13 protein-coding genes and 1 pseudogene are annotated in these 16,405 nt (G+C 51.1%); 5 read left to right on the top strand and 9 right to left on the bottom strand.

From position 1 onward, the window contains the following. The 4 genes and pseudogenes from AACZ40_RS21615 to AACZ40_RS21630 all read right to left on the bottom strand — a co-directional run. Positions 1-375: pseudogene (locus tag AACZ40_RS21615) on the bottom strand (FAD-dependent oxidoreductase); the annotation flags it as partial. A gap of 146 nt (positions 376-521) precedes the next feature. Beyond that, on the bottom strand, positions 522-1,226 hold the full coding sequence (locus AACZ40_RS21620) for a lysophospholipid acyltransferase family protein (RefSeq protein WP_291171399.1): 705 nt from the start codon (positions 1,224-1,226) through the stop codon (positions 522-524). 174 nt (positions 1,227-1,400) lie between these two features. Next, positions 1,401-2,777, bottom strand: coding sequence for a sigma 54-interacting transcriptional regulator (locus tag AACZ40_RS21625; protein WP_291171401.1), 1,377 nt, complete (start codon positions 2,775-2,777; stop codon positions 1,401-1,403). Between the two features lie 74 nt (positions 2,778-2,851). Further along, positions 2,852-3,943 (bottom strand): sugar kinase, encoded by a 1,092-nt coding sequence (locus tag AACZ40_RS21630; protein ID WP_291171403.1) that lies wholly within the window; start codon positions 3,941-3,943, stop codon positions 2,852-2,854. A gap of 575 nt (positions 3,944-4,518) precedes the next feature. Here AACZ40_RS21630 and AACZ40_RS21635 point away from each other — a divergent pair. Further along, positions 4,519-4,713, top strand: coding sequence for a hypothetical protein (locus AACZ40_RS21635; RefSeq protein ID WP_291171405.1), 195 nt, complete (start codon positions 4,519-4,521; stop codon positions 4,711-4,713). 25 nt (positions 4,714-4,738) lie between these two features. Here AACZ40_RS21635 and AACZ40_RS21640 read toward each other — a convergent pair whose 3' ends face one another. The 5 genes from AACZ40_RS21640 to trpC form a co-directional block, all read right to left on the bottom strand. Continuing rightward, complete coding sequence (locus AACZ40_RS21640; RefSeq protein ID WP_291171406.1) at positions 4,739-5,887, bottom strand: proton-conducting transporter membrane subunit; 1,149 nt, start codon at positions 5,885-5,887, stop codon at positions 4,739-4,741. Positions 5,888-5,953: 66 nt separating this feature from the next. Further along, positions 5,954-6,958, bottom strand: coding sequence for a zinc-dependent alcohol dehydrogenase family protein (locus AACZ40_RS21645; RefSeq protein ID WP_291171408.1), 1,005 nt, complete (start codon positions 6,956-6,958; stop codon positions 5,954-5,956). 294 nt (positions 6,959-7,252) lie between these two features. Beyond that, a complete protein-coding gene (locus tag AACZ40_RS21650) occupies positions 7,253-7,918 on the bottom strand; it encodes a hypothetical protein (protein WP_291171410.1) in 666 nt (221 codons plus the stop codon). Between the two features lie 181 nt (positions 7,919-8,099). After that, positions 8,100-8,711 (bottom strand): phosphoesterase, encoded by a 612-nt coding sequence (locus AACZ40_RS21655; protein ID WP_291171412.1) that lies wholly within the window; start codon positions 8,709-8,711, stop codon positions 8,100-8,102. Between the two features lie 47 nt (positions 8,712-8,758). Beyond that, the gene (gene trpC, locus AACZ40_RS21660; protein WP_291171414.1) at positions 8,759-9,559 is read right to left on the bottom strand and encodes an indole-3-glycerol phosphate synthase TrpC; all 801 of its coding nucleotides are present in this window, start codon (positions 9,557-9,559) and stop codon (positions 8,759-8,761) included. Between the two features lie 189 nt (positions 9,560-9,748). On the opposite strand from trpC, the gene AACZ40_RS21665 reads away from it, so the two are divergent. From AACZ40_RS21665 to AACZ40_RS21680, 4 genes are all read left to right on the top strand, one after another. Continuing rightward, a complete protein-coding gene (locus AACZ40_RS21665; protein ID WP_291171416.1) occupies positions 9,749-10,564 on the top strand; it encodes a CPBP family intramembrane metalloprotease in 816 nt (271 codons plus the stop codon). Positions 10,565-10,839: 275 nt separating this feature from the next. Then, on the top strand, positions 10,840-11,964 hold the full coding sequence (locus AACZ40_RS21670; protein ID WP_291171418.1) for an alpha/beta hydrolase: 1,125 nt from the start codon (positions 10,840-10,842) through the stop codon (positions 11,962-11,964). A 91-nt stretch (positions 11,965-12,055) separates the two neighbouring features. Further along, entirely contained in the window at positions 12,056-12,817 is a 762-nt protein-coding gene (locus AACZ40_RS21675; RefSeq protein ID WP_291171420.1) for a class I SAM-dependent methyltransferase, read from the top strand. Between the two features lie 625 nt (positions 12,818-13,442). Beyond that, positions 13,443-16,405 (top strand): sigma 54-interacting transcriptional regulator (locus AACZ40_RS21680; RefSeq protein ID WP_339675812.1); only part of this gene is annotated, 2,963 nt, incomplete at its 3' end.

The following is a 16,405-nucleotide window of genomic DNA, read 5'->3' on the forward strand; positions in this document are numbered from 1 at the left end:
AATGAGAGGACGATAGCCTTTGAGGGCCAGATAATATCCTGCCAGGAGACCAGCGGGACCGGAGCCGACCACCACAGGACGCTCTTCCAGCGGCTGTGTACCACTTTCCGGATCGTGGAACGGTGCCTCCGAATACTCCTGAATGGAGGAATCATCCCGTAGATTTTTCAACACCCCCGCTTCATCAGGTAAAGTCACTTCTGCAGAATAGACGAACCGTAAATCATGCCGCGAACGTGCGTCCAGACTTTTTCGGAGAATTCGATACTGTTGAATCCCGTCGGCTTCGATTCCCAGTTGTTGTGCAATTTTGTCTGCAAGTTCTTGTTCGGGGAATTCGACCGGCAGACGGATATTTGTGACTTTGAGAGACATAGAGCTTAAACCGAATTCGTACGGGCGCAGTGGCAGGATATCTGATCATGCCGAGCAATGCGTCATGTTATACCGCCCGGTATAGCGAATGCAATTTTGTCACTTCGAAACAATCAGAAAAGCAAAAAATACTTTGCCCCTGATGTTCAGGCAGCTTTGCGTAACGGCACTGTTGCCTGTTCCTGTACAGGACCAGATATAAGCTGCTCCAGTTCCCGTTCCAGTTCTTCCATTTTTTCCTGGACGAGATCCGTGTACTCTCTCATCTCTTCCCGGGAAATATTTTCCGGAACTGAGATTGGATTCCCGACCAGGTAATAAACGGTCGCAAAGGGCTTGGGAATCCAGATACTGGTCCAGCTACCCTGAAATTTCCAGCAGCGGGATGCGGCGAACGCGTTCGGAATAATACTTCGACCCGAATGGGAGGCTAGAAACACAATGCCTGGTTTCATTTTGTGATGTGGTCCCCGTGGCCCATCTGGGGTGATAACTACATGCCTGCCTTCGGCAGAAATCATTAATTTTTTCATGGCACTGGCCCCACCCCGGGAAGTGGAACCACGAATCGCACCCATGCGGGCTGCTTTCAGCATTGCTTCAATGGTATCTGCATCCCGGTGCTGGCTGATCAATGCCACACTGTTATGCTCCACATTACAGAATAGCGGCGGTATCACAGAATCATGCCATACACTATACAGATAACGGTCTGAGCCCGTGTCTGCAAAAGGACACCGATCAAGACTGTCACCCACAAATTCCAGGCGGGTTGTCTTGAAAATCATGCGGATCACAAAAACAACCAGAGAATTCAGAATACCCAGTAAAGCGCGACTCTTAATTTTCAACCGACCACTCCTGCAGGAAATAAACTCTGATAACTCAAGTGAGAATGCAGAATTGTACTCATGAAACCATCTGCGCAAATCCCAATTCTTAAATTCCTGATTCAGGGTAAATCTCTGCTGAAAAACCAACGCCAGATTTTGCAAAACACCCAGTTTCACATATCTGGGGAACTTTCAGGCCTCATGAATGCTGATATTCAGTGCCTCTATCCGACGATATAACCTGGCACGTGTCAGGCCCAGCATTCGCGCTGCTTCCGTCCGGTTATTTCGGGCCAGTTCTAATGCGAGCAGAATCTGTTCTTTTTCAACCAGATTGAGTGATTCCTCCAGAGTTCGCAGCGGTGCTGGCACTGCAGGACCCAGCGAGCGGGCATCCACTCCGGTTTTGAATCCCAGGGGCAGAGATTCACGAGTGATGACAGGCTCGGTAGTCGCCTCAAACGCCGCCTGAATCACCCGGGTCAGCTCATCCAGATTAGCGGGCCAGAAGTAATCCTGAAATAATGAGAGTACGCCTGGCGCAAATCCGCTTACCTGCTTCTGTTGATATCGATTTTCATTCTCCAGAAAATGCTGCGCTAACAGTTCCAGATCTTCCCTGCGTTCCCGCAAAGCCGGCACCGGAATTTCCATCGTGGTAATGAGGTAGAAAAATTCCGTGAGTATCGTTTCCCGCTGTAGCAGATCCTGAAGCGGTATCGAGCTGGCTGTCATTAGTCTGACAGGCACGTTCGCCCCTTTCGTCTGCAGATTTTCCAGAATCATTTCCTGAATGTCACGAGGCAGACACTGTATTTCATTCAGAAACAATACACCCGGTTCCAGGGGCAGCGATTCATCGAAATCCCGTTCAAAGATTTTTTTCACCGTCTGCTTAAGTTCCCGGGGGGGCAGCTTTTCACAATTGAGTGGAATAAATATTTTTCTTCGCTGCTCACTTTCAAAATGAATCGCACGCGCCAGATGCTCTTTTCCCGTTCCCGTTTCTCCCTGGAAATGAACAGGCTGGGACGTTCGAATTGCCAGTTCCAGCTGTCGCAGTACACGTTGCATGCCGGGGCTGCGTGCTATGATTGTCGAAAAGCGAAATCGATTTCGGAGTGACAACCGTAGAGCAGCCAGCTCCGCATGCAGTTGCTGTGAAGCAGAAGCCGAAGGAAGTGCCCGAGGATTCTGAATTCGTTCGATAAATCCGAGAACCAGTTTGATCTTTCGTTGCTCATCTGTCAGAGGGCTGTACCGCAGGAGGCAGGGAATTGTTTTTCCACTACGCGAAAGGAGGAAGCGGGGTACTTCCAGGCGGGTCCCCTGAAAAACTTCCGCCGGAGGGCAGAGTAAATTGCACACCGATTCAGATTCATCCGTGTCAGTATCGATTGCAAAATCGCAAGTCTGGCCCAGAAGTTCTTCAGCAGGCCATTCCAGCAGTTGCTCGCACCCCTGATTAAAAAACAGGATCGCCCGTGAAGCATCCAGCGCAAATACCGGTGTGCTGAGGGCATTTAAACGGGTCTCCAGCCGGGTACGGCGTCCTGATCCTCGTTGCATGCTTCCTCAACCCTTTCCTGGATATGAGCCACTTATACATGTTCGATCGGGATTATTCGCAAACAGGAAAACCATTAACGCTGCACACGTCCCGATCCTGCACCATTCATTAAAGCTTCGATTTCTTTACGGCTGGAATAATTGAAGTCCCCCTGGATGCTGTGTTTCAGGCAACTGGCGGCAACAGCGTAACGGATCGCTGTCTCGGGAGCAGACAGCTCCGGTGTATTCAAAGCAAAGATCAGGGCACCGGCGAACGAATCGCCCGCACCAACCCGATCGACAATATTGTGAATCCGATAACTGGAATAGTTGCCGTCACTATCACAAGGTGCAAACACCGCCTGCTGTTGACTTTTAGTATACAGCATGGCGCCCCAGTTATTGTGACTGGCAGAATGACTTTCCCGTAATGTAATCGCTACCTGTTTGACATTGGGGAACTGCTGTGTAATCTGCTCCGCCACGGCAACGTAACCACGGACATTCAACTCACCTGCATCCACATCCGATTCCGGAGCACGGATACCCAATGAAAGATCAGCATCTTCTTCATTGGCAATCACCAGATCCACATAAGGCACCAGAGATCGCATTGTTTCCTTTGCCAGTTCCACCGGCTTGATTTCGCTATTCCAGTTCCACAGCTTTTTACGAAAATTCAAATCGCAGGAAACGGTGACGTTTCTCTCCTGAGCTTCCTGAACCGCTTTGAACGCAAGCGCTGCCCCAGATTCACTGATCGCGGGAGTAATCCCTGTAATATGAAACCAGGTGGCACCTTCAAATATCTTGTCCCAGTCAAATTCATCCGGAGTCGCCAGAGCAATGGAACTGAATTCGCGGTCATAGGTTACTGTTCCGCCGCGCTGATTTGCCCCTGTCTCTACAAAATAAATACCAAAACGTCCTCGCGAACTGCGCTGGATCAGACTGGAGTCCACGCCTGTTTTATTTACTTCCTGTATCAGTGAATCCGTGATGGCATTATCCGGTGAAGCCGTCACAAAAGCAGAGGACCCTCCCTGGAGCGCCACGGAAACAGCAACGTTAAGTTCTCCTCCGCCAAACGTCGATTCAAGTATCCCCGGTATCGACTGGCTGATTCTCAAATGGTTCTGAGGGGCCAGCCTTAACATAACTTCACCAAATGTGACTACTCTCACGAGACACCTGTCATATAATGAATAAGAAAATGGCGTTTTTTGAACAGTTACTCAGCTTACACGGGTGTGATGAATCATTCCAGCGACCGGCAAGTTTCAGAGTTGTCAGGAGGCGTTATGACCCGGATCTGAGTCGCGAATCAGGACCATCATTTCGGAAGAACTTGACCTGCTGCCGCTTCCGGATTCTTTAATTATTTTCCACTAATCCAACAGGGTATGCCAGACAGTTGTCATACCCCTGTTCTAAAATCTTTATCTCAGTTGTCTGGAACGATACAAGTTTGTTTAATTGAAATACAGGTGGCGGCAGTTTCGTCTAGCCCGTTCAGGGACAGAGATGGAGATGGACGGGGTTGCCTGCATGGAACTGCCGCCCCGCTGTTTTTCAGAGTACGATTTTTTACGGGGTTCCATCAGGTGTACTGCTGTGTAAAAGAAAACTTTATTAACAGGAGGAGTTTGCCCGTAAAAATACTCTTTCGCTTCAGGTACACATATTCGCTTTGACTCAAAATTTAAACTGACGTAGAGTGCGGCATTGCCATTGTTCCCTTGAAGAGGAAATCGCCACTATGCAGCATCACGAGATCGAAGTGTTCTGCCCGTCCTGTGATCATCAAATCAAGCCTCAATTCGGAATCCATGAAGCAGGTCGAAAAACCTCACTGGATTTTCAATCCCGTCGTCTGGGATGCTCTATCGAATGCCCGTCCTGTGGCAATGTCTTCATCCGCAAAATCTTGCAGGATGATAAAAAAGCCTCTTAAGTTTCCTGATCTGATTCTTTGAGCTTCAAAATTTCAGAAGGTACTGCAGACTGAATAGCAAAGCTCCCAGCACACACCCATAGCAGATCAGCGCCAGTCCCCGGTGAGGTCTCTGACGATAGCGTGCCAGTGGCTTTGCAAAACAGATCAGCAGAATCAACTTGGCGCAGGTGAAAGCAACCAGCGTCGTAGAGACGATCAGTACAATGCTGAGCCCCAGGTAGCCTGCATGCACAATGGCCAAGGTCCCCTTTGAAGCCTCTTGATGAATTTCGAACAGGTAAACAACAACCTGCCAGTTCAGAAGAAAAGCCGCTGAACCGGGTATTCCCATCAGCAATGCGAGTAATATGACAGCAGCACTTCCTGACAGCCTCTGATCAAAGATCAATCCCCGGAGTTGTTCCGGATAGAGGATCGCAGACCGACGTTGTCCGAGACTATCCAGAAAACAGGCTAAGCCGATCACCGCCACCCAGATAAATAACAGCGCGGGTGTATAGACCCGCATTGCCTGTTGAATGGATACTGTTTCTGCCGCTAAGGATTCATGTCTCCACTTCCAGCAGACAGCAGATAACAACGCCAGAAAAACGCCTGCACTTTGAATGACGATCAAGTACAGAATCCCCTTCCATTCCTTCTCAACCAGCAGGAGACCCGCCGCGACTGTCAGAACGATCAGCGAGAGAAAAAATAACAACTGTTCTACCGACGACAGATTGACTTCGATCACTTGGCTGACCACCAGAACCATAATTAAAAGACCCACGGCAACGGGAATCAGAATAGCCATGACAGCCTGCAAATGAGTTACTTCCTTCAACGGCAGTCTGTTCGGAAAATGAACTGGCAGCAGGCCGGCTCGAAAAAGAGCACCGGAGACAATCAGTATCAATCCCAGCATTGCAGAGCGATCATTTGGTAACGATGCCAGTTCCTGCCCTGACGATTGCAGATTTTTTTGAATAACATTCAGATCTGTTGAGTCAGCGGCAGTCGACAACAACACCACACCTGTCAACAAAATTACCGTTAAAGGCAGAGTCGCTTTGAGCTGTTGCAGGCATACCACCTGTTTCTGCATTCCACGCAGTCCCCTGGTCAATAACATGAAATTCAGGTAGAGGACGAGCTCAAAACAGAAGACCAGGAAATAAAGATCGTTCGCCATGCGATATTTCGTTTCAGGAATCATGATTCGGATTAAACAGAACTCACTTCAAAATCGTGGCCCGGTTCAGGAAAGCTGAATCAGTACCTTTCCGGATTTTCCAGTTCGTTCCGCTTCGATCACCGCTGCTACGACCTCTTCCAGCGGAAATACTTTGCCCACCTCAGTCGACAGGATACCACTGCGAATGAAGCCGGTTAACTTTGAAACCAGCCTCAGCTTGGAGGGAAGCGACAGAGACTCCATATGACGGGCCAGCCAGAATCCTTCGAGAATCGCGCCACTCCGAATGAGATCACGAGACATAAAATCGAGCGGACTCCGATCCAGAGACCCATATACTATCATCCGGGCACGTTCGCCCAGAATTCGGATTATGCTCGAAGCCGTTTTTCCGCCTACCGCATCGATGGCATATTTCACCGTTTCGCTACCCAGATGTTTTCTGATCTGATCGACTAATATCCGCTCGTTGTCATGTTCTGAATTAAACACCACCACATGGTCAGCACCGGCTTTTTTCAACTGCTCTACCTGATCATGCCGCCTGACAATATTCAACGTCTGAAAGCCATAATGATTCCCCAGACGCACCACCATTTTTCCGACCGCAGAAGCAGCCGCGGTCTGCAGCAGCCATTCTCCGCGTGGCACATCCAACAGAGATTTGACGAGGATATAAGCGGTGGCGGGATTGACGAAAAACGTTGCCGCTTCCTCCAGAGTGAGGCGGGACGAAACCGGTATTACATACTCACTGGGAACCACTACTTTTTCTGCCCAGTTACCCGTCCGTCGATTTAATACAACAACACGTTTGCCTTTGAATAGAGCGCCTCGTAATCCTCCACCACTGGCTTCAACTATACCCACGCCTTCAAAACCGGGAGTCGCAGGCAGCGATGGTCGCGAAGAATAACCGCCTCGAATATTCAGCAGATCAGAGGGATTAACAGGACTGGCCAGCATGCGCACCAGAACCTCTCCCGCTTTGGCAACTGGTTCTGAAGCCTCACAGACCTTGAGAACGTCTGCCGGTTCTCCGAATTGCTCAAAGCGAATCATGCGCATAGACTGAATCTTTCACTGTTCAGGGGCTCCACTGAATTGAGAGTTTAGCAGGTTGAACTCCGTTCCAGCAAGCAGACACCCGCTTCCAGATTCTGAAAAGCACGAACCCGAACGTGAAGCAGCCCTTGCCACCGTGCAGGCAACAAGGACTGTTTCCATCTTCAAAATGGATTCTGCTTTGGCTTCAGTAACACTCTTTCATTTGACCGTACTTTGTCTGTTTCCCTGTCTCGAATCATCGGAAATAGATTCGAGCTCAGGAATCAAAGGCTGCCCGGCAAAACAGGTTACAGATCAGTTCTGGGTACGAGGAGTGAAGTTGGATGCTCCTGAAGCAGTCTGAGTCGGACGTGCCGGTGACTGCTGCGCAGTACCTTGAGGTTCTGGAGTCGTAGCACGCTTCCAGTTGTCAGTCGACCAGTGAGGATAGTACTGCACCACACTGCTGCCCAGGTCACTCAGGATTTCATGAAACTTTTTCGTAGTAATCCGCTGGTTAGGGATGACGCGCTGCAATACAAACCGGCGGTTGCTGGAAATGTAAGCGAAAAACTTACCATTGCCCATCTGATCATTGTCAGACAGCAGGCGTAACATTGCAGTCCGGGGAACATCGGCGGCACTGCGGGGCAGGGGATCCAGCCACGCCATTACCCACACCCATTCGCCATTCTCACTCAGAACGGCAGACATGGAAAGTTCCCACTCTTCTTTGCTCTGATTGGCTTTAAACTGAAAGTCGTACCGCTTTTTCGTTTTAGTTGCAGTTAAACCCATCGCTTTCAACAGGTTTCCCAACTGCTCTTCTGAAAGTTGACCCGGCAGTTCCGGATTGGGGGTCACTGCCGGACTTGTGGTAGCGGGTTGTTGTGCATTGGCACCAGTACCCAGGACAGCCATTGCTGATAATACGGCTAACAGACAACCTACAACGATCCATCCGCGAAATGTGATTTTCATTTTGAAGACACTCCTTTGTCACTTCGTTTCTCATGTATTGACATTTGTCGATTTTTTTTCTGCCCTCATTCCCTGATTGAGCAGACCGGCTGGTGTGCAGTCCCGCAACCAGCGCGTTTATGAATCTGTATGTCGATTTGTCTGAATCACCGTTTCCACCGGCAGTTTCTGCCGACTTGAGTTAAGATAGTTCAAATAACCCTTTCAGGCAGATCTGAGACCAGGTTTCGAACTGATCTAACTCTTGTAACAGTTTTTCCGGTGAGTCAAACCCTGTCTCTATGATCGACTCTTCACGGGGTAGAACTTTGGGCAACTCCAGGTCAAATATGTGAACTATTCCCAAGTGGACCTTTCCTACCTCGGTTTCGTCGTCATTTATCAGCCCGACACAGGTTTCTGTATAGTTCGTATCCATCGCAACTTCTTCCTGGATTTCGCGCTGCATCCCTTCGCGATACGTCGAACCTTCCTTCGCATCATCCTCCAGGGAAATATGTCCGCCAATTCCGATGGAACGTTTGCTGTGCAATCGCTGCTCGCCCCCTTTTGTGCCCCGAGTATAGTAGAAAATCTTTCCCTCATGGCGGAAAATACAATACGGGATCAGCTGTTTGAAGCTGGGGTCTTCCTCCACCGTATCGCGAGGACGGAAACTGATGTAGTTCGGATCAAACAGCGTTTTCAGATAGGGTGATACCTGATCGTTAAACCCTTGAAAGTAGCCCACTTCGTGAAATAGAAGTGTTGGCACAACCATAACATGTTCCACTTGCTGCTCCGTATCTGACATCGCTGATCCTTCTCTGCTCTGTTGACAGGTTGATAGATTAATTAAAATTACCGGGTTGGCTGAGACGAACGCCCCAGCAGTTCCCGTGCTTTTTCTCCAATATCCGACGAACGCATCAGGGTCTCACCCACCAGGATCCCACGGACCCCCGATTCCTGCAGTTTCAATACATCGCTCCGATTCCGGATACCACTCTCACTGATCAGCAGGCAATCCGCGGGCACCCGTGCTCCCAGTTGAATGGAATGCTCCAGACTGGTGACAAACGTCTTCAGGTTTCGATTATTAATTCCCAGCAGGGGAGGAGACAGCTTCAGTACGCGGTCCAGATTGTCCGGCTCATAGATTTCTACCAGAGCCGACATTCCCAGCTCCAGTACATAACCATAGAGATCTTCCAGCTGCCCGTCATCCAGGCATTCAGCGATCAGCAGGACACAGTCTGCGCCTGCGACTCTCGCTTCTAAAATCTGGTAACGATCGATTATGAAATCTTTTCGCAGAACCGGAATTTCCACATTCTGGCGTACGGCTTTCAGAAAATCGAGGTGCCCCTGAAAATACTGTTCGTCCGTCAGCACACTCAGGCAGGCGGCTCCTGCAGATTCATAGATCCTGGCAATTTCCACCGGATGGAAATCTTCCCGGATCACACCCGCAGAAGGAGATGCTTTTTTCACTTCTGCGATCATCGCCAGCGGGCCATGCGACTGCATTGATGCCACAAAGTCCCGCACAGGAGCAGCATCCGTTAAACCCTCTGCCAGCTGTTCGACGGGAACTCTCGATTTCGCCTCACTGACTTCTATCAGTTTGCTGGCCACAATTTCTTCAAGAATATTACTCACGACTTCTCGCACACACCTGAATCTGGAATAAAAAGGGAAAACTGCTTCCACGTAGCATAACTTCCAGCGACACGAAGTACCACAGAGTCAGCAAATCCTGCAGCAATTCGCTTGTAATTCCGGTTTCAGATGACGACGATGGCACATTCCAGCTGTTTTTCAATACTCCCTTCAACAGGAGCCCCTTGGGTGATCCCTTCGGCGCTGCAGCTATTACTGTTACTGCTGACTCTACTGAGCATTCGCTACTGGCTGCAACTGCTGACAACCAGGCAGCTGACGTCCGTGTTCCCGCTCAATCCCCATCGATACCAGTTGGAATTCTCGTTTCCCGTGCTCCTGGCGATGCTCTGGATCGCCATCCAGTTTGCCAGTTCTCTGGAGCGGGAATGGGGCGAATGGCATCAGACACTGGCCCCTTCACAACCAGTCACCGTCGAGCAGATCATGCAGTCCTCACTGATCACCTTCTGCTTCGGGACGATCCTGATCCTCATGCTGGCACTCGCACACTTCGATGCGATACAGAAACTGGGCTTTCGCCTGAATGAGATTCGTCAGCAACTCCGCGATGGCGCCGTCGGATTCCTGCTGGCTCTGCTGCCCGTGACGGCTCTGCTCTTGCTGACATATCCGTTCCGATCAGAAGAGAGCCTGCATCCCTTTTTTCTGCTGTTGAAAGCGGAACCACACTTTTCCACGATCAGCTGGATCTTTATCTCCGCCGTCTTCGTTGCACCACTCTTTGAGGAGCTGATTTATCGCGTCCTCTTCCAGGGCTGGCTGGAGCGTCTTCTGCCTCCGTACGCTGCCATTCTGGTCAGCTCACTGGTTTTCAGCATCGTCCATGGATTTCCCGATTGTATTCCCCTCTTCCCACTGGCGCTGATACTGGGCACCCTCTTCTATTATCGGCGCAGCTACTTCTCTATTGTCCTGACACATGCCCTGTTTAATGCCGTGAATCTCGCCCACGCCCTGGCAAATCAACAGAACTCTGCTTGAGAAAACCCAGGCAGCTCCATATCCATGCGCCCACCGGTTCCAATTGGGGTTCTACCACTTTTAAAAATCCTGTATTATTCCCGCCTCTCTCAAATCATCCTCTCCAATAACGTCTCAGCTGGTGTTTCAAGTCGCACCTGACTCTCACACTTCCCATCCCATCAGAACTCGACCCTTCGGAGACCTCCGAAATGAATGCCACCCCCATTCGCCATTGGGTACTACTCTCACTCTGCGCCTGTATCTGTTTCTCCTGCCAGACAATGAGATCCAAAATGGATCTGATCTACACCGGAAAAGTAACCGGCGCATTGTCTCAGCAGCTGGTAGAATCATACGCCGATTCTCTCAAAGACCCTGTCGCGGCAAATCATTCCGAGGAAGGTGACGACTGGAAAATCCTCTACGCCACCAACCGCCTGCAGCAGAAGAGCCCCTCAGGTGATACCGGCTATGCGAATGAGTTTGGCTCGGAAGTAGCCTATGGGTCCAGCCAGGTGCGTATCTCCCACAAAAATCACAGCGACCTGAAATCAAAAGTCATCCAGACAATCTGGCAGGGTTCACCCGACCCGGAAGGCCAGGTCGAAATCAGTTCCTTAACGCCAGCTGCAGAAGAACCTTTCTTTGCAGACCTGAATCTGCTGCTGGAGCGTGCACCGCAAAAAGATGTACTGGTCTTCGTTCATGGCTTCAATGTGAATTTTCCCAGCGCCGTGATCCGGGCTGCGCAGATCGCCAACGAACTCCCCTTCAATGGAGCAGTGGTCTGCTATAGCTGGCCTTCCCAGGGAGGGGTTGAGAAATATCTGCTCGATGGTCAGGTCGCCAGTTCCAGTGTCGAACCGATGGCTCATTTTCTGGAAACGCTCGTGAACTCCGTTCCGCCAGGAACGAAAATCAACATCATGGTTCACAGCATGGGTAACCGAATTGTCATGCGCGCCCTCAACCGACTGCCACAACACTTTGAGAAAACGAAACCGTTTCAGAATATCGTTCTGGCAGCTCCGGATGTAGGCGTCTCTGAATTTAAAACCCTGGCACCGTCTATTATCGCGCAGGCCCACCGCGTCACTCTCTACTCCGGGTCTGGAGATGTAGCCCTCGTCGCATCGAAAGCAGTCAACCAGGAACGTCGCGCCGGCGATTCCCGGGAACCACTGATCCTGGAAGGCATCGAAACCATTGATGTCTCAGCCGTCGATACCAGCTTCATGAGCCATTCCTATTATGGCAGTAACCGGGCCGTCCTCAGCGATCTGTTCGCCCTCATTAAACAGAACAGTCCCGCTTCCGAAAGAAACTGGCTCCTGCACAAAGACTTTGCCGGAAAGAACTACTGGGCTTTTGATAAAGAGCCACTCGAAATCAAAAAAGTCAGGGCAACCAGTCTCTGATGGAGATATCTCACTATATATAATGTCTGACGGGAGCAGCCTCTCTCTCTGAACTGACCGCGAACGATCACCCCCACCAGGATCCCCTGCGATGAAAAACTCGACATCCCGTTTCTCAGATCGCGTCGACAACTATATTAAATATCGCCCCGGATACCCGCTGGAAGTTCTGGAACACCTGAAAACCAACTGCGGTTTGACGGCTGACTCCCTGATCGCCGACATTGGTTCGGGAACCGGAATCTCCAGCAGACTGTTCCTCGATCATCACAATACCGTGTATGGCGTTGAACCCAATCAGGAAATGCGACACGCTGCCGAAAAACTCCTGCAGGAATACACCCATTTTCACAGCATCGACGCGACCGCGGAAAAGACGCATCTCCCTGCCGACTCTTTTGATTTCATCATCGCCGGTCAGGCATTTCACTGGTTTAGCCAAGAACTCGCCAGGCAGGAATTCCAAAGGATCATCCACCCCAACGGCTGGGTTGTTCTGATCTGGAATGAACGACAGACGGACACCACACCCTTTCTGATCGATTACGAACAACTACTCCTTGAGTTCGCAACCGATTACAAACAGGTGAATCATACGAATCTCTCCCGCGAAGATTTTGCCCGGTTCTTTCATCCCCATCAACTTCATACCGCCACACTCCCCAGCCAGCAATCCTTCGATCTGGAGTCTCTTACCGGGCGGCTGCTCTCTTCTTCCTATGCTCCCAATATCGGACAGACCGGATACAGGGAAATTCTCGAGCGTCTCCAAGAGATTTTTCACCAGCATCAGGTGAATGGCGCAGTCGATTTTAAATACGACACCAACCTCTATTATGGACATATCAGGTAGCTGGTAAATCCGCGAAGAGTGAGAGAAGAGAAAATAGAACCGAGATGTGTGAGCACACCACGGGGCGCATAAAGAAAGCCCTTAAGAAGGCGGCGAATTGTGGACGGATAAAGCGTAGTTTATTTCACTTCACAGAAACTGATGAGCGTGCTGGGTCAGAACTCGCAAATCAGGGGGACCTTCTGGATAATGTTCCGTCCAGACCAGATTCCTTCTTAAGGGCCAGGCTGGGTTCAGAAAGCTGAGCAAAATCAGAGACTCTGTTAGTGAGTCAGAAACTCCGTTTACTGATTCCTCTCAACTCTCTGCCTGATACTACATGCATTGATCGTGCCAACTCCAGCATATTTTGTTCTGGACGAATATTATTTTTGCTTTTTGCTCAATAATCAGATTATATTGCCTATTTTAAGGTGTTTTCGTTAACTTCTGACTGATTTTATACAATTGTACCTGTCTTCACTCTGCCGATTTCGACACTGACACTTGAATTTTCGGCGCCGAAATGTTCTATTGTTGAAGTCGACACCTCATCGGCGCCACTTTTCGGCGCTAATAAAACGTTCGACACATCAATGTTGATTGATTTCCAACCACGCAGAAGAGGCCCGGGGGGGCGTGAATCATGAAAAAAGAAGCGATCAGAGAACGTGCGATTCTCTTCACCTGTGGAATCCTCTCCATTGTCTACTCCGTGATTGTGCTCGGTTTTGTCACCACCAGCCCCGATCTGCGCATTCGTGCCATGCTGGACAGCGTTGAGGCGTTACCCCAGACAAATGGACTCAGCCACTCCGGAATCGAAATCAAGGCCACCCCCGACATCAAAACGGCAGGCGCTTTTTCTGCTCCCAAAAATGGAGACGTACTCACGAAGATCGGCGAATACCCGATTCGTACGTTTCTCGATTTCTCACAAGTCCTCAGCAAACTACGCAACATGGATCTGCCTCCCGGCGGACAACTGCAACCTAAAGCGGATCCCACCGAACACGATGTCCCCTCCATGGTGGAAATCCAGAACAGTGGTCGTTTCATTAAGATCGAATATTACAGCAGGGATACGAGCGAATCCAGTTCGGATACATTCACCATGAAATCCGCCTGGATTCAAATCCAGTCTATCCCTTCCGGCGATGTGGCAATCTCGCTCCTCTGGTTCTCACTGGAACTGGTCATCCTCGCCATTGGTGCGTTCGCCTACTGGATGCGCTCCTTCGACCGGACCACGCGTATCTTCTTCATCATGGGCATCATCACCCTCGTCGCCTTTATCGGTGGCTATAACTGGTGGATCATCGCTGGCTCTCTGATACTCAATACCCCCTTTGTGATTGCAGCTGTCCTCATCCCGGCGATCACTCTGCACTTCTTCATTTCCTACCCGCGGGCAATTCCGCTGCTCGTGCAATATCCAGTGGGCCTCCTGCGAGCCGTGTACTCGATCCCCGTTGCCACGACCCTGTTGATTCTGGCCTGTCTGACGTACCTCCGCGTGAACTCTCACATAGGGGAAGACCCCCGCGATCTCGCCGGTCTTGAATATTCTCCACTCGTTTTCCAGGCCATCTCGGTGCTGCGCTGGGCTGTTTATGCCTATATCACAGTCGCCGGCTTGTACTATCTCGCGACTCTCGCCGCCCTGTTTTATGGTTTTTTCAAAAGTCAGAATCCTTACGAACGCAATCAGCTCAAATGGATCGCCCTGGCCGGGCTGATCTCGACGATCCCGGTTGGCTACTCGCTCTACCTCGCTGAATTCGATCGTACCCAGTTCGCGCTCGGCGGGGCCGGGATTCCCATGTTCCTTGCCAGCGTCTCCTTCATGGCGGCGTTCGTCGTCGGGATTATTCGTTACCGCTTGATGCTCATCGATCAGATCATCAGTCGCGGCATGCTCTTTTACTTCGTCAGTGCCGGCATCTCGATTCTCTATGCCACCGTCATTTCGCTCGGCTCTTTGCTGGGTACCCAGTTGAACAGGGCCCCCAGTACCAATCAGGCGGTCTCTGTCTTTCTGGTGATGCTGTTCGCCATTTCGCTGCTGCTCTGGTCGCGCGACCGCATCCAGCGTCTCATCGACCGTCGCTTCTTCCGTCAGAAGTACCAGCTCGATAAAGCCCTCAAGCGGATGAACCGGGCCGTCGGTCGCCTGGGTGACCAGCGTTCCATCGCCGATCGCATGCTCACATCCTGTCGTGAAGTGCTTCAGGTGAAAAGCGCCGCCATCTATCTGCTTAATCCCGATCGCACTCAGTTCGACCTGCTCACCGGATTCCATATTGAAAATGCACCTTCGTCTGTTCCCTGTAAAGCCGAACTGCTGGAAGTCCTCGAAGGCGAACTCGCGTTTCAGCGCGTCGCGACAGGCCTCCTGAAAGAAGCCTCTCCCGCCCAACAGTTGCTGCGACTGCTCGGCTTTGACTTCATCTACAACCTCGAACTTGACGGGGAATTTGCCGGCTTTGTTGCCCTCGGACATCGCTCTACAGGCAGCGCCTACTCGGCTGAAGACCTCACCTTCCTGAACGCTATGGGACAGATTACCAGCATCGCCCTGCACAGTACCAAAATTCATCAGGACCTCCGCCGCCTGAATGAAGAGATGCGAATCAAAGTCGAAAAGATTGATGATCAACGTCGTCTCGTTTCCGTCCTGCAGTCCGAACTCACCAACTCGCAGGAAATCGCCGAACGCACCACTCCTGCCATTGATGTCCAGCGGGGCCAGATTAAAGGAAACAGCCCCGCCATTCGCCTGGTAATGGAGACCGTCCGCAAAGTCGCCAACTCCGAATCGACGGTGCTCATCCGTGGCGAAAGCGGTACCGGGAAAGAGCTGCTTGCCCAGGCCGTCCACGAAAACAGTTCCCGACACGAGAAACCACTGGTGCGCGTCAACTGCGCCGCGCTTTCTCCCAGTCTGCTCGAAAGCGAACTCTTCGGCCACGTCAAAGGCGCTTTCACCGGTGCCCACGAAGATCGCATCGGTCGTTTCGAACTGGCCAACGGGGGCACACTGTTCCTCGATGAAATCGGGGATATCTCGCTCGATACCCAGGTCAAACTCCTGCGGGTCCTGCAGGAGCGGGCATTCGAACGCGTGGGCGGCTCCGAAACCCTGCATGTCGACGTGCGGCTCATTACCGCGACTCACCAGAACCTCGAACAGCGGATTACCGAAGGCCTGTTCCGCGAAGACTTGTACTACCGCCTCAACGTCATCAGCATCACACTGCCTCCCCTGCGTGAACGTCGCGAAGATATTTTCGAACTCGCTTTCTACTTCCTCAAACGGACCGCGCATCGCCTGGGGAAACGCATTTCCCACATCGATCCCGACGCCATCGAAACCATCGAACGCGCTCCCTGGCCTGGTAACATCCGCCAGCTGGAAAACGTCATCGAACGCGCCGTCGTTCTTGCCGAATCTGAAGTCATCACCATGAAAGACCTGCCCTCGGATCTGCTGGAACAGAAAAAACGTCTCCCGGCCCGCGTCTTCGAAACCAAAACGGTTCGCTCTGACGCCGCGCGCCGCATTCCCCTTTCCGATGTCGAAGTCATCACTTTTCCCGGCTCGCAGAA

This window comes from uncultured Gimesia sp., assembly GCF_963972345.1.
Classification (GTDB): domain Bacteria; phylum Planctomycetota; class Planctomycetia; order Planctomycetales; family Planctomycetaceae; genus Gimesia.

Bases quoted from the DNA above. Each gene is read 5' to 3' on its own strand.
- AACZ40_RS21625 (WP_291171401.1), bottom strand. From the start codon at position 2,777: ATGCAACGAGGATCAGGACGCCGTACCCGGCTGGAGACCCGTTTAAAT.
- AACZ40_RS21635 (WP_291171405.1), top strand. From the start codon at position 4,519: ATGCAGCATCACGAGATCGAAGTGTTCTGCCCGTCCTGTGATCATCAA.
- AACZ40_RS21640 (WP_291171406.1), bottom strand. From the start codon at position 5,887: ATGGCGAACGATCTTTATTTCCTGGTCTTCTGTTTTGAGCTCGTCCTC.
- AACZ40_RS21645 (WP_291171408.1), bottom strand. From the start codon at position 6,958: ATGCGCATGATTCGCTTTGAGCAATTCGGAGAACCGGCAGACGTTCTC.
- AACZ40_RS21650 (WP_291171410.1), bottom strand. From the start codon at position 7,918: ATGAAAATCACATTTCGCGGATGGATCGTTGTAGGTTGTCTGTTAGCC.
- AACZ40_RS21655 (WP_291171412.1), bottom strand. From the start codon at position 8,711: ATGTCAGATACGGAGCAGCAAGTGGAACATGTTATGGTTGTGCCAACA.
- AACZ40_RS21670 (WP_291171418.1), top strand. From the start codon at position 10,840: ATGGATCTGATCTACACCGGAAAAGTAACCGGCGCATTGTCTCAGCAG.
- AACZ40_RS21675 (WP_291171420.1), top strand. From the start codon at position 12,056: ATGAAAAACTCGACATCCCGTTTCTCAGATCGCGTCGACAACTATATT.